Raw genomic sequence first — 14,521 nt, 5'->3', positions numbered from 1 at the left:
CTCCATTTCTTTGCTATTTTATTATTTTTTATATATCATAGGACTGTAGCACGTTTTATTCTATACATAATGGAATGAAAATATTTCGCAATAACTTCATAGCAGAAAGATGGTGAAAGAGATTGCAACGCTTTATTAAATGGTTAGCAGTCATTACAAGTCTCGATTTATTAGTAGTTTTACTAGGAGGCGCTTTAGTTACAAAAACGGGTTCAGGCCAAGGATGTGGCAAATCATGGCCTCTTTGTAACGGTGAATTTGTTCCATCTAATTTATCAATGGAGACTATTATTGAGCTAAGTCACCGCTTAACATCTGGATCAGCCGGAATCCTTGTTACTCTTCTTTGTATCTTGTCCTGGAAATATTATAAACATGTGCGCGAAACAAAGACGTTAGCAATTTTATCCTTCGTATTTTTAGTTGCACAAGCATTAATGGGGGCGGCGGCGGTTGTTTGGGGTCAAATGCCTGCTGTATTAGCTATTCATTTCGGTATTTCCTTAATTTCATTTGCTTCTGTCATCTTGTTAACGTGTCTTATTTTTGAAATTGATCAGAAATTTGATGCACGTTCACTTATTATGGACAAAAAAATGAAATTTCATATTTATGGTGTAACAATTTACAGTTATATCGTTGTCTACACAGGAGCTTTAGTACGTCACGAACGAGCTACCTTAGCCTGTCCAGACTTCCCTTTATGTAGCAAAAGTAGACCTATGCCAACTCAACTACATGAGTGGATTCAAATGGGACATAGAGTTGCAGCGATGTTAATTTTCGCTTGGATACTATATGCGATGATTATCGCTATTCGCCATTACAAGCAGCAGCGTGTAGTATACTGGGGATGGATTATTTCATTTATCCTTGTTACACTTCAAGCTATAGTAGGGATTTTAGTCGTATTTACAAATGCTAGTTTAGCAATGGCATTATTACATTCGCTCTTCATTTCTTGCCTGTTTGCTGTACTATGCTATTTAGTTATGATAGGTACAAGAAGTACAGTCAATGCAAAAGAAACTGAATCAACTTCTAAGCAAACAAAGTAAAACTATAATACCTTGCCAATTCGGCAAGGTATTATTTACACACAAAAAAGAGCTGCTTTCGCACAGCTCTTTTTCTTTATTTTAATGATCTAATTCAATGAGTAAATCTCCCGTTTGAATTGCATCCCCATCATTTACATATACTTTTTTCACTTTACCACTAAATGGCGCTTGAACCGTCGTTTCCATTTTCATAGCTTCTGTAATTGCCATGGAATCACCTTTTTTCACTTCATCGCCTTCTTTTACAACTACTTTAATAACAGTTCCCGGCATCGTTGCGCTAATATGATTTGGATTTTCACGATTCCCCTTCACACGCTGTGCAACAGTTGATTTCACGTTTTCATCTTTCACTACGATTTCACGCGGTTGTCCATTAAACTCCAGGTAAAGCACACGATTTCCATCTGGCTGTGGCTCCCCAATGGAAACTAGTTTAACCATCAATGTTTTACCTTGCTCGATTTCCACATCAATTTCTTCACCAAGTCTCATACCATAGAAGAATGTCGGTGTATCAAGCACAGATACATTTCCATAAATCCCAGCAACTTTTTCGTAGTCCATAAATACTTTTGGATACAATGCATATGCGACTACATCAAAAATTGTTACTTCGCGTCCAAGTTTGTGGAATAACTCTTCTTTTAAAGCATCGAAATCTACTGGTTCTAATAATTCACCCGGTCTTACTGTTAATGGCTCTTTCCCTTTTAAAATAATTTTTTGTAATTCTTTCGGGAAACCACCATATGGTTGTCCTAAATCTCCAGAGAACATTTCAACAACAGATCCTGGGAAGTCCATAGCATGTCCACGTTCTAAAATATCTTGTTCTGTTAGGTGATTTTGAACCATAAATAATGCCATATCACCGACAACTTTAGATGATGGTGTTACTTTTACAATGTCGCCAAACATATCATTAACACGGCGATACATCACTTTAACTTCATCAAAGCGATCTCCTAAGCCAACCGCTTTTGCTTGTTGTTGAAGATTACTATACTGTCCACCCGGCATTTCATGCATATATACCTCTGTGTGAGGAGCATTCATACCACTTTCAAATGGAGCATAATATTTTCGTACATCTTCCCAATAATGAGATAGTTTTTCTAATGAGTCTATATTAACATCTGGCTGTCTTTCGTTTCCACCTAACGCATAGTATAGTGTATTCGCACTTGGTTGTGACGTTTGACCAGCCATTGAACTCACCGCTACATCGACAATATCAACACCCGCTTCAATTGCCTTTGTATACGTTAAAATACCATTTCCGCTCGTATCGTGTGTGTGCAGGTGAATTGGAATCGACACCGTCTCTTTTAATGCTGAAACTAAATCATATGCTGCGTTTGGCTTTAGTAAGCCCGCCATATCTTTAATTCCTAAAATGTGAGCTCCTGATGCTTCCAACTCTTTTGCTAAATTTTTATAATAATTTAAATCATATTTACTGCGTAACGGATCATGAATGTCTCCTGTGTAACACATTGTTGCTTCTGCAATCTTACCAGTATCTCGTACAGCATCAATTGCAACTCTCATGCCTTCTACCCAGTTTAAGCTATCAAAAATACGGAACACATCAATTCCGGCTTGCGCGGAACATTCTACAAATTTTTGAATTAAATTATCTGGATAGTTTTTGTATCCAACTGCGTTTGAAGAACGAAGTAACATTTGGAATAAAACGTTTGGCATTTTTTCACGAAGATCTAGTAATCGTTCCCATGGATCTTCTTTCAAGAAACGATATGCAACATCAAACGTTGCACCGCCCCACATTTCTGCTGAGAATAAGTTTGGTAACATTCTCGCTGTCGGCTCTGCAATGTGATGTAAATCTTTTGTACGAACACGCGTTGCAAGTAATGACTGATGTGCATCACGGAATGTTGTATCAGTTAAAAGTACACGCTTTTGATCTTGTACCCACTTTACTAATCCATCCGCTCCACGCTCATCCAAAATTTGTTTCGTTCCATTTTGCATTGGCTCTGAGTGTATCACATTTGGTATACGAGCATCTGGGAAAATTGGCTTCTCTTTTTTCCCTACTCCTGGGAAGCCATTTACTGTTACTGTACCAATATAATTTAACATTTTTGTTCCGCGGTCTTTACGTTTCGGGAACAAGAATAGTTCAGGTGACGCGTCAATAAATGAAGTGTCATATTCTCCTGATAAGAAGTTTTTATGTTTTACTACATTCTCTAGGAATGGAATATTTGTTTTAATACCACGAATACGGAATTCTTTTAAGTTACGTTCCATTTTTGCAGCGGCTTGTTCAAAAGTAAGTGCCCAAGTAGTAACTTTTACAAGTAAAGAATCGTAGTACGGTGTAATAACTGCACCTTGGAAACTATTACCTGTATCAAGACGAACACCAAAACCACCGCCTGATCGGTACGCCATAATCTTTCCTGTATCAGGCATAAAGTTATTAAGTGGGTCTTCTGTTGTTACACGAGATTGGATTGCAAATCCATGCACAACCACTTCCTCTTGCTTAGGAACACCTACCATTTTGCTATGTAATGCATGTCCATCAGCTATTAAAATTTGCGATTGAACGATATCCACTCCTGTAATCATCTCTGTAATCGTATGTTCAACTTGAACACGTGGGTTTACTTCAATGAAGTAAAACTCATCACCTTTTACAAGGAATTCTACCGTTCCAGCATTTAAATAATTTACATTTTTCGTTAACTTTACTGCAGCATCACAAATACGCTGACGCAAATCATCTGAAAGCGACACGCTCGGTGCAATTTCAACTACTTTTTGATGGCGTCGTTGTACAGAGCAATCACGCTCATACAAATGAACAACATTACCTTCTTCATCTGCTAAAATTTGTACTTCTATATGTTTAGGTTTTTCAACGAATTTTTCAACGTACACTTCATCATTACCAAAGGCTGCTTTTGCTTCTGATTTCGCGCGATTATACGATTCTCTTAATTCTTCACTAGCACGTACAATACGCATACCGCGACCGCCGCCACCAAGGGATGCTTTAATAATAATCGGGTAATCATACTTTTCAGCAAATTCTTCAACTTCTTCTATTGAATTTACTGGACCATCACTACCAGGAATAATTGGAATTTGTGCTAGCTGCGCTTGTGTTCTTGCTTTAACTTTATCTCCAAACATGTCTAAATGCTTACTTTTTGGACCGATAAAGATAATCCCTTCTTCTTCACAACGTTTTGCAAATTGAATATTTTCTGACAAGAAACCATATCCAGGGTGGATTGCATCTACATGATTACTTTTCGCAATCTCAATAATGCCTTCAATATCTAGATAAGCATCAATTGGCTTTTTCCCTTCCCCAACTAAATAGGACTCATCGGCTTTATAGCGATGATAAGAACCGCTATCCTCTTTAGAATAGATCGCAACTGTGTTTAATCCAAGTTCTGAACATGCTCGGAACACACGAATTGCTATCTCTCCACGGTTAGCTACCAATACTTTTTGAATACGTTGCAGCTTTGTCATGATTTTCCCCCTCTATTTTCCTACCACTCTAGAGATAAAATACATACACACTCTAAAGAGCGTGAAGTTCTTCACTTTCTACATTATATTATACTTAGAAAGCTTCACTTTATTTTTATCCATCATACCTTATTTTTCAACAAATGATAAGTTTTCTGATCGATTTGTTTCACAAAAATAGTATAGCATACCTCTTCCTTTTCTAACAACAATATTGTATATCACATTCACTTAAATGTAATATACTTTTCGTTTTACAACAATCAATATTGTATCACATTTAAAATCTAACAAAATAAAAAACACATTGAACTCTAGAGATCAATGTGTTTTTTATTTTACAACAACAAGATGCGGTCCACCTTGTTCTATTTCGTTAGTCAATTTGTTTTGTTGTTTCTCTTGTCGTTTTACATAACTGGCAATATTTAACAGTATACCCATTGCAAGCAGATTAGCTAACAAAGAACTACCACCATAACTTATAAACGGTAATGGTACCCCTGTAAGCGGTATTAACCCAGACATACCACCGACATTTATAAAAGTTTGAACTCCAAACAAACTTGCAATTCCAATTGCTATTAAACTTCCAAACGGATCTCTGCACTTTTGTGCAACCCTAAATGCCCGAATAATAATAAGTAGTAAACAGATTAAAATGACAGCTACGCCTATAAATCCAAGTTCTTCAGATATAATTGCCATAATAAAATCTGTTTGCGGTTCTGGTAAGTATCCATATTTTTGCACACTGTTCCCTAACCCTCTACCGTTTAGCCCTCCTGAAGCAATTCCAATAAATGAATTTATTAATTGGAATCCATCCTTCTGCGGATCGTTAAATGGATCAAGAAAAACGGAAAAACGTGCCTTTTGATACGGGCTTAATGCATAATTCCCGAGAAAATATAGTACCGGAATCCACACTATAGAAGTTAAAACAATTCGTTTAATCCATAAGTTAATCCGGACTCCCGAACAAAGAAACATAATTCCTACCGTTCCCGCAATTAACAAATCGGTACCTAAGTCATTTTGAAGTAAAATTAATCCCATCGCTCCACCAACAACAGCCAGAGGAGGAATTATCCCTTGTACAAAAGCTGTTTGCATTTCTTGTTTCTTAGCAAAAAAGTTTGCTAACGTAATAATAACCGTTATTTTCACAAACTCAGCTGGTTGTATACCTAATATCCATCCTTTTGCACCATTTACGTCCTTACCGAAAAACAAGGCTGCTGATAGTAGACCAATACTCCCTATTCCCATTGCGATTAAAACTATTCTCTTTCTCCACAACTTATAAGGAATGGCAACGATAATCGCTAACATTATCGTTCCAATAGCTAAAGCAATTAATTGTTTTTTTAAAAAGTAATTTGCTGGCCAGTTATGCCTCGAAATCGCAACAATGGAACTAGAACTATATACCATTATTACTCCCAGCACACATAAGATAACAAGAGGAAGTAATAAGGAATAATCCATCGATTTCCATACTTTTTTCATTTCATTTCCTCTTTCTGTTTCAATTTAATTATTGTTGTATTCCATATGTATATAGGTTCTTCCTTCTTTATTATACAAATAAAAAGCCCAAACTATTTCAGTTTGAGCCCCCTTATTTGAACCCGTTATTGTTGTTTGTTTGTAAATGCTTCATGAAGTGCAGACAACTCACGTTCGAGCTCTCCTAACATTGCTTTCCCTTGTTCTTCTCCAATAAGACCAAGGCGAACCGCAAAATCGACCTCGCGGGATAGTCCAAACATTTGTGTGTCTAAAACTTCTTCATATAATGGACATTGCGGCATTGTAAGATTGTCCATTTGTACCTTAATAAGTCTTAAAATCTTCTCTGCATCCGCTTGTAGAAGGGCTAGTGCCTTTTCCTGATGATTTGATACTGTCTCAGACGCCAAATTGATTCCCTCCGTTTCCGTCCTACTCTCTCATATCTATTAATATTAGCGATAGTTTTAATAAATTGCAATAGAAACATTTTTTGTGACAACAGTGCCTAATACTATTATACTGAAAAGTGGGAGTATAACACAAATGGGGGAACAACAATGAGCGAAATTTTATTTATTAATGGAAAAGTTCGTTTTCCAATCACTATCGATCCAACTGTATGGATTTTCGATGATCGAAAAATAGATTTGACAACCTACTTTGATGAAACTAGAGAAGCATCATCCGAATTAGAAACATACTTAAAACATACTTCAGAGCATTGGGATCGCGAAATCCGTGATGGTGCTGCCTTCCCGCCAATACAACAAAGTGTAAAGAAATATAAAAAAGAACAGCTTATTAACGGGACCTTTGGCATACCACTTCATCCATTTCTAAAAAATGCTGAAATTTTAGAAGATGCTACTCATGTCGAAATTGAAACCACAGACAATACAATTACACTTCCGTTAGAAACAGCCCATAAAGCTATTCTCGGTTTTTCAAAAGAAGGTAAACCATTACGAGAAGACGGGCCTGTTCATCTATATTTCCATGATGGATCTAATAGACAAAATCCGATTCGTAACATCCGTAAATTTACAATCATTTAAATTGTATAATTAAAAGGCAAAAAAGGAGTGAGCTTAAGCTCACTCCTTTTTATAATAAATCCGCTGCTAGTTGTGCTAAATTAGAACGCTCTCCTTTAACAAACTTTACATGACCACTAATACGTTGTTCTTTAAACTTCTCTACAACATATGTTAAACCGTTATTATATTCATCTAAATACGGGTGATCAATTTGCTGAGGATCCCCCATTAATACAATCTTACTTTTTTCGCCTACCCTTGTTAATATCGTCTTTACTTCATGCTTCGTTAAATTTTGTGCCTCGTCAATTATAATGAACTGGTCTGGAATACTTCTCCCGCGTATATAGGTAAGCGCTTCTACTTCAATCGAACCCATTCCAGCTAAAATAGCATCTAGCTCCCCAGGCTTTTTCGTATTGAATAAATACTCTAGATTATCAAAAATCGGCTGCATCCACGGTCTTAATTTTTCCTCTTTCTCTCCTGGTAAATAGCCTATATCTTTCCCTACCGGTACAATTGGTCTCGCGACAAGTAGTTTTTTATATAACCCTAAATCTTCCGTTTGCATTAGTCCCGAAGCTAATGCAAGTAACGTTTTTCCTGTACCGGCTTTCCCTGTTAACGTTACAAGTGGAATATCTTCCCGAAGTAGCAATTCTAATCCCATAATTTGCTGCACGTTTCGTGGGCGTATCCCCCACACTTGTTCATTGTGAAAAATAAGTTTTTTTACCTTCTTACCTAAATGATCCACAATCCCAAGTGCAGAACTAGAACCCCCTAGTGCATCTTTCATTACAACAAACTGATTTGGATAAAAAGGATGATTTGCGATTTCAGATAAAGGTAGTTCACCTTTTTCATAAAAATAATCTAACTGTTCTTTTGATATATACCCTTCTAAAAATCCTGAATATATATTTTCCACTTCGATTACTCGGTCACTTAAATAATCTTCGGCCTGCAATCCGATTGCATCAGCTTTTACCCTTACGAGTACATCTTTACTTACTAAAATAACTGATTTCCCGTCCTCTTTTTCTTGTTCTTCTAAAGAGAGGTTTTTCGCTACCGCTAAAATTCGATTATCATTTGTTTTTTCTACAAAAATATCTTGCAGTTGAACAAATGAGCGATGATTTAATTCAATACGAAATGTACCGCCGTTTTCTAACGGAATACTTTCATGCAGCTTTTCTATTTCGCGAAATTTGTCGATTAACTTAGATACATAGCGAGCATTTCGTCCTACTTCATCCATATAACGTTTTTTCGAATCAACCTCTTCTAATACAACTGCTGGAATCACTACTTCATTTGTTGCAAATGAAAAAATAGATAAAGGATCCTGCAAAAGTACATTCGTATCTAACACATAAATTTTATCCAACCTGTTACCCCCTGACTCCACTTTTAAATTTGTAGAACAAGGGTTTCATCCATAAAATATGGACGAACCATTGTTATAATTATATGTACCGTAAAAACGAGGTAGAATCGAAATTCATAGAAATTAAACCTTTTCTTTATTTTTTATTCATTTCTATTCAATATATTACTTTTTATTATAATTTTTCACATTAAATCACAATACTCACTTGTAAAAGTTTATGAACGATGTTCCTATTCATCTTCTTTATAATTCTTTCATTCCAACTAATACTTGGTTATCAAGCTTTTTAGCTGCTCGAAGATCATATGTTTTTTCATATGTTGGTTCAGTAGCAAGTTTCGCACCATAAAACATAACATCACGAACTTCTTGTACATTCACTTCTACTACCGTTAATTTTAGAGGAATCCCTTCCATTCTATCTGTTAAAATTTCACTTTCACCACTTATGGAAAATACGGATTCATTCGCCATTATAGTCAATACAACCCCTGCACTATGCCGTATATTCCCCACAATACGTGAGCGTTGATCTACCGCAAATCGAATACTAGTTTCACTCACTGCATATACCCAAGAAATAGCACTTACGTTAGGAATTTGTTTTTCGAAATCTGTTGTTGCTATCATAACGATACACTCTTTACGCAAAGATTGTACTAAATCACCTGTCAATGTAGGCTCAACTACATTCGCCATATTTCCACCTCCAAATATTATTTATATATCCTTATCATAACCTATTTTTCGAATTGCGAAAATATTATTTTTTCCCGCTATTATTCAAAAACATTATGCTTCCATGATATACTTATACTGATAGAATTCGTATTGAGGTGACGAAATGAGAGTCAGATGTATGATTTGTGATAAAAAAGATATGTTAGATGACGAAAATCCTATGGCAAAAAAACTGCGTAATCGCCCTATTCATACATATATGTGCATGGAATGTACGGAACGAATTGCAGAGCGTACTATGGAACGCCATGCGAGTGGTAATTTCCGATTATATCGTGATAAAAAAGTAGAAGACGATTGGTAAACCGGAAATAAGTCCTTAATCATATAGATAAGGACTTATTTGTATTTTTCTGGTTCACGATTCATCTGATCCAAAAAACAATCAATGGCTTCTACCGGAAATCTTGCACACCTTATTTCTCCATCAATTTCATATGTAATCAAATACATTTCCTCGTTCTTTTCAACTTCTACATTTCGTAATTTATGCTCTTCATATATCATATTTTGAAATAATACATACGTTTCTTCTGCAGCTCTATCATCTGGACGCGCTTCCGCAACAGTTTTAATTGTTAACCAATTATATAGTGCATCTTGTACCGAGCGCATGAAACTCCCCCTTTTCACCCTGCCTTTTGTTGTTTCGCTTGACGTAAACGTAATCTATAAATTCCAAGTACAATCGCCGCTACAACGAGCCCCTCTCCAACTGGTAAAAAAACTGCAAAGAAAGTTAATACCGTGCATCCAATTGCTAAAGATATGTATATTACTATATTTTTTAGCACTGATAGCTTCCTTGCAAATCCTAAATTATATACAAGTGCACTCAATATAATAATTGTTCCATAAAGTAACCACATCCCTAGTTCTGGATTTTCATCAACTTTGCACAATTTCGCGAAAAATGACATTCTTTCTAACACTATCTTTCCTCCCTTCTCATAAAAACAAATTTTCTTTATGTACTTAATACAAGAGTAACTCGCAAAAAAAATACTGTCCACAAAAAAAGAATAAATATTCTAAAAATAAACAAAATAAAAAAACAACTACCTTTTATAAAGGTAGTTGTTTTTTTATTTTTACGCTTCTACAGATTTCTTTTTCTTAGCAGCTCTTTCGCGCTCACTCTTATCAAGAATCTTTTTACGTAGACGAATTGATTCTGGAGTTACTTCACAGAACTCATCATCGTTTAAGTACTCTAATGACTCTTCTAAAGTCATTAAGCGTGGTTTTTTCATTGTTGAAGTTTGATCTTTCGTTGCAGAACGAATATTCGTTTGTTGTTTCATTTTTACAACGTTAACTGTTAAATCATTCTCACGTGTATGTTCTCCAACGATCATACCAGCATATACTTCTGTACCTGGTTCAACGAAGATTACACCACGGTCTTCAACTTGCATAATACCGTATTGTGATGCTTTTCCTGCTTCAAGTGAAACTAGAACACCTTGACGACGTCCACCCACTTGTCCAGCATGTACTGGTTGGTAGCAATCAAATGTGTGGTTTAAAATACCATAACCACGAGTTAATGTTAGGAATTCTGTTGTGTAACCAATTAACCCACGTGCTGGAACCATGAAAGTAAGGCGAACTTGACCGTTTCCGTTATTCACCATATCTAACATTTCACCTTTACGTGCGCCCATTGATTCCATAATAGAACCAGTGTATTCTTCAGGAACATCGATTTGTACGCGCTCTACAGGCTCACTTCTTACGCCATCGACATCTTTAATAATTACTTCAGGCTTAGATACTTGTAGTTCATAACCTTCACGACGCATGTTTTCAATTAAGATAGATAAATGTAACTCTCCGCGTCCAGATACGATCCATGCATCAGGAGAATCTGTATTATCTACACGTAAACTTACATCTGTCTCTAATTGTGAACGAAGACGCTCTTCAATTTTACGAGAAGTAATGAATTTACCTTCACGACCTGCAAATGGGCTGTTATTTACAAGGAATGTCATTTGTAATGTTGGCTCATCAATACGTAATAATGGTAAAGCCTCTTCATGCTCAACCGGACATACCGTTTCACCTACGTTAATGTCTTCCATACCTGAAACAGCTACTAAATCTCCAGCTTTTGCTTCTTCAATTTCTTGACGTTTTAATCCAATGTAACCAAATAATTTAGTTACACGGAATTGTTTTACACTTCCGTCAACTTTCATTAATGCAACTTGTTGTCCTACTTTCATTGTACCGCGGAATACGCGTCCAACCCCAATACGACCAACATAGTCATTGTAATCAAGAAGTGCTACTTGGAATTGAAGTGGCTCTTCGCTGTTATCAATTGGTGCTGGAATATGTTCAATGATTGTGTCAAACAATGATTTCATATTCTCTTCTTGATTTGCTGGATTTGAATCTAAGCTTGCTGTTCCGTTCATTGCTGATGCAAATACAACTGGGAACTCTAATTGATCTTCGTTTGCACCAAGTTCGATGAATAAGTCAACTACTTCATCAACTACTTCATCAGGGCGAGCGAAGTCACGGTCAATTTTGTTTACAACAACGATTGGAGTTAAGTTTTGCTCAAGAGCTTTCTTTAAAACAAATCGTGTTTGTGGCATACAACCTTCATATGCATCAACTACAAGTAGAACACCATCAACCATTTTCATGATACGTTCTACTTCTCCACCGAAGTCAGCGTGACCAGGTGTATCTAAAATGTTAATTCTTTTATCTTCATAGTGAATCGCAGTATTCTTCGCTAAAATTGTAATACCACGTTCTCTTTCTAGATCATTTGAGTCCATTGCGCGTTCTTCAATATGTTCATTCGCACGGAACGTCCCCGCTTGACGTAATAACTGGTCAACAAGTGTTGTTTTACCATGGTCAACGTGGGCAATAATTGCTATATTTCGTAAATCTTGTCGTTTTTTCAACATGTCCAACTCCTAATGTCTTTTTAATCCTTCTCTATTATAAGAGCGAAGGGGATACAATGGCAATCAAAATAAAATCAAGAATGAAAATATAGTTGTATTCTTACTTTTGTGAAAGTAAAATAAGATTGGAGGGTGAAGAAATGGAACACATTCAATATCGCTTTTTATTAACAGCAATTATCGGTGTTATCTTCTTAATTGGTATCGGAATTATGATTGCTGAAAATAGTCCCATCGGCATTATTATTTGCATAATCGGCACATTTGTTACAGTTGGATACGGTTTTGTAACAAAAAGAAAAATGCGTAAATCGCAATAACATTAAAAAGTAAGAAGCTTCTTTATGCCTCTTACTTTTTTTCATTATTGCGATACAAATGGTAATAATTCTTCGTATACTCCTGGTTTTGCAACTAACACACTGCTTTTCTCTACAATAGAAAGAGGCGTTCCCAAGAACGTTGTCACTTTACCGCCAACTTCCTCTACAATAATCTGTCCCCCGCCAAAGTCCCATGGCGATAAGCGCGGTGTTACATATGCGTCTAATCTTCCCGTGGCAACATATACCATTTCTAACGCTGCACAACCATATGACCTCGTACCTCTCGCCTTCTTAACGAGCATCATCATTTTTTCCATATTAAGCAATGGATTATCAGTAAGCCATATCGCATTCAAAGCTATAACTCCGTGCTCTACCGTTCCTTTTTCCAACATGGGAATAGCTAAATCATTGCAAAAAGCCCCTTCTCCCTTTACCGCATGATATAGTTCGTCATGAACTGGATCATAAATAAGACCAATCTTTCCGATACCGTTCTCATAAATCCCGATTGAGATTGCGAAATTTCTTTTTTGATGAACAAAGTTCATCGTGCCATCAATTGGATCAATTAACCAAACAACCCCATTAGAAGAGGTAATCTCATCTCCATAGCCTTCTTCTCCTAAAATATTATGAGCCGGGAATGTTTCTTTAATTTTCCCAATTAAAAACTGCTCCGTTTCTCGGTCCATGTTTGTTACTAGATCAGCTGCATTTGACTTTGTTTCTATAATAAGTGTTTTTTTCAGTGATGCCATTAAATGTTCTCCGGCTTCTCGAATCCACTGTTTCGCGTGTGTATCGATGTCTTTCCATACTTCTTGCATGTTTAAACACTCCGATCTATACTGTTCACAGAAAAAACGAACCCTTTATAAGGTTCGCACCAACTAATTATTTATACATATACTATTATTACGCTTCTAAACGGATCATTTCAAGTCTTAACACTTCTAATTTTTGTACGCACTCTTCTTTTTTCTGTTTGTCGTTATCCATCATAGCATCATATAAAGTTGCTAATTCATAATCTAGCTCCAAACGTAGCACCGGAATTCTCTTTTCAGCATCTGTTCTCTTTAACGCATTAATCACCTGTCTCATTTTTTTGCCTCCTCCCAATATTCGTCTGCCCTCGGACTAGAATTGATTCAATTTTCTGATTTTTTGTTTTATACTATACTATGTTGGATAAATCATCTATGCAACAAAATTATATTTTTTTATTTAAATTTTTTTGTGCTGTTTTTTTTATGAATAGTACAAGCTATGCTAAAATTAAAACAAAATAGGAGTTGGAGGAACAATCATGACACTACAAACATTCACATCAACTGATTTTGAAGTCTTTACTGTTGATGGTCTTGAAGAACGAATGAGCGCAATTAAAACGAATATTCATCCTAAGCTAGAAGCTTTAGGGGAACAATTTGCAGAATATTTATCACAACAAACTGATGAAAACTTTTTCTACCATGTAGCAAAACATGCACGCCGCAAAGTCAATCCACCAAACGATACTTGGGTTGCTTTTTCAACAAATAAACGTGGATATAAAATGTTACCACACTTTCAAATTGGTTTATGGGGTACTCACGCCTTCATATACTTTGGTTTAATCTATGAGTGTCCACAAAAAGTGGAGACGGCTCACGCCTTCTTAGAACATTTAAATGATTTAAAAACAAATATTCCAAATGACTTCGTTTGGTCCATTGACCATACTAAACCAGGTGTAAAACTACATAAAACGCTTGAAACGGAAGTCTTACAAAAGATGATTGAACGTTTAGCTACTGTGAAAAAAGCAGAGTTATTAGTCGGTATTCATATATCACCAGAGGAGTTTTCAGCAATGACCAACGAACAATTCCTTGCTAAGATTGAATCTACGATGCAACCACTCCTTCCTTTATATGCACTTTGTAATCGATAGTAGAAAACGGACAATTTATATTGTCCGTTTTTAGTTGTT

General features: G+C 36.1%; 15 protein-coding genes. 5 read left to right on the top strand and 10 right to left on the bottom strand.

Features of this window, described 5'->3' with window-relative positions; genetic code table 11:
• Positions 1–122 precede the first annotated feature (122 nt).
• On the top strand, positions 123–1,058 hold the full coding sequence (gene ctaA / locus MHH66_RS07095; protein ID WP_078184362.1) for a heme A synthase: 936 nt from the start codon (positions 123–125) through the stop codon (positions 1,056–1,058).
• A gap of 81 nt (positions 1,059–1,139) precedes the next feature.
• Here the strand turns inward: ctaA and pyc are convergent, their stop codons facing one another.
• The 3 genes from pyc to MHH66_RS07080 form a co-directional block, all read right to left on the bottom strand.
• Complete coding sequence (pyc, locus tag MHH66_RS07090; protein WP_012261618.1) at positions 1,140–4,586, bottom strand: pyruvate carboxylase; 3,447 nt, start codon at positions 4,584–4,586, stop codon at positions 1,140–1,142.
• Between the two features lie 333 nt (positions 4,587–4,919).
• Entirely contained in the window at positions 4,920–6,098 is a 1,179-nt protein-coding gene (ftsW, locus tag MHH66_RS07085) for a putative lipid II flippase FtsW (RefSeq protein ID WP_078184363.1), read from the bottom strand.
• A 125-nt stretch (positions 6,099–6,223) separates the two neighbouring features.
• Positions 6,224–6,511 carry a YlaN family protein gene (locus tag MHH66_RS07080; RefSeq protein ID WP_002088314.1) on the bottom strand — a complete coding sequence of 96 codons (288 nt, stop codon included), beginning with the start codon at positions 6,509–6,511 and terminating at the stop codon, positions 6,224–6,226.
• A gap of 150 nt (positions 6,512–6,661) precedes the next feature.
• Here MHH66_RS07080 and MHH66_RS07075 point away from each other — a divergent pair, with 150 nt between their 5' ends.
• Positions 6,662–7,159 carry a hypothetical protein gene (locus MHH66_RS07075; protein WP_063219148.1) on the top strand — a complete coding sequence of 166 codons (498 nt, stop codon included), beginning with the start codon at positions 6,662–6,664 and terminating at the stop codon, positions 7,157–7,159.
• A gap of 49 nt (positions 7,160–7,208) precedes the next feature.
• Here MHH66_RS07075 and MHH66_RS07070 read toward each other — a convergent pair whose 3' ends face one another.
• Entirely contained in the window at positions 7,209–8,537 is a 1,329-nt protein-coding gene (locus MHH66_RS07070) for a PhoH family protein (RefSeq protein ID WP_078184364.1), read from the bottom strand.
• 246 nt (positions 8,538–8,783) lie between these two features.
• Positions 8,784–9,239 (bottom strand): pyridoxamine 5'-phosphate oxidase family protein, encoded by a 456-nt coding sequence (locus MHH66_RS07065; protein ID WP_002014791.1) that lies wholly within the window; start codon positions 9,237–9,239, stop codon positions 8,784–8,786.
• Between the two features lie 145 nt (positions 9,240–9,384).
• Between MHH66_RS07065 and MHH66_RS07060 the strand changes: the two genes are divergently transcribed.
• Positions 9,385–9,585: a YlaI family protein gene (locus tag MHH66_RS07060; protein ID WP_002094429.1), complete on the top strand. Its 201-nt coding sequence runs from the start codon at positions 9,385–9,387 to the stop codon at positions 9,583–9,585.
• A gap of 35 nt (positions 9,586–9,620) precedes the next feature.
• On the opposite strand, the gene MHH66_RS07055 is transcribed toward MHH66_RS07060, so the two are convergent.
• The 3 genes from MHH66_RS07055 to typA all read right to left on the bottom strand — a co-directional run bounded on the left by MHH66_RS07055 (position 9,621) and on the right by typA (position 12,217).
• A complete protein-coding gene (locus MHH66_RS07055) occupies positions 9,621–9,896 on the bottom strand; it encodes a hypothetical protein (RefSeq protein ID WP_063219147.1) in 276 nt (91 codons plus the stop codon).
• 14 nt (positions 9,897–9,910) lie between these two features.
• Entirely contained in the window at positions 9,911–10,213 is a 303-nt protein-coding gene (locus MHH66_RS07050) for a YlaH-like family protein (RefSeq protein ID WP_000893662.1), read from the bottom strand.
• A gap of 159 nt (positions 10,214–10,372) precedes the next feature.
• Complete coding sequence (gene typA, locus MHH66_RS07045) at positions 10,373–12,217, bottom strand: translational GTPase TypA (protein ID WP_002014867.1); 1,845 nt, start codon at positions 12,215–12,217, stop codon at positions 10,373–10,375.
• A 140-nt stretch (positions 12,218–12,357) separates the two neighbouring features.
• Here typA and MHH66_RS07040 point away from each other — a divergent pair, with 140 nt between their 5' ends.
• Positions 12,358–12,537 (top strand): DUF5325 family protein, encoded by a 180-nt coding sequence (locus tag MHH66_RS07040; protein WP_000400127.1) that lies wholly within the window; start codon positions 12,358–12,360, stop codon positions 12,535–12,537.
• Positions 12,538–12,581: 44 nt separating this feature from the next.
• Here the strand turns inward: MHH66_RS07040 and MHH66_RS07035 are convergent, their stop codons facing one another.
• Together MHH66_RS07035 and MHH66_RS07030 are read right to left on the bottom strand one after the other, a co-directional pair.
• Positions 12,582–13,373: an inositol monophosphatase family protein gene (locus MHH66_RS07035; protein WP_060749584.1), complete on the bottom strand. Its 792-nt coding sequence runs from the start codon at positions 13,371–13,373 to the stop codon at positions 12,582–12,584.
• Positions 13,374–13,461: 88 nt separating this feature from the next.
• Complete coding sequence (locus MHH66_RS07030; protein ID WP_002121995.1) at positions 13,462–13,650, bottom strand: hypothetical protein; 189 nt, start codon at positions 13,648–13,650, stop codon at positions 13,462–13,464.
• A gap of 205 nt (positions 13,651–13,855) precedes the next feature.
• On the opposite strand from MHH66_RS07030, the gene MHH66_RS07025 reads away from it, so the two are divergent.
• The gene (locus tag MHH66_RS07025) at positions 13,856–14,482 is read left to right on the top strand and encodes a YktB family protein (protein WP_078184365.1); all 627 of its coding nucleotides are present in this window, start codon (positions 13,856–13,858) and stop codon (positions 14,480–14,482) included.
• The last annotated feature ends 39 nt before the right edge of the window (positions 14,483–14,521 follow it).

Origin of the sequence: Bacillus sp. FSL H8-0492, from assembly GCF_038006145.1 — a bacterium.
Taxonomy (GTDB): Bacteria; Bacillota; Bacilli; order Bacillales; family Bacillaceae_G; genus Bacillus_A; species Bacillus_A mycoides.
The sequence above is the reverse complement of the archived record's forward strand: the minus strand, read 5'-3'. Positions and strand labels throughout refer to the sequence as shown.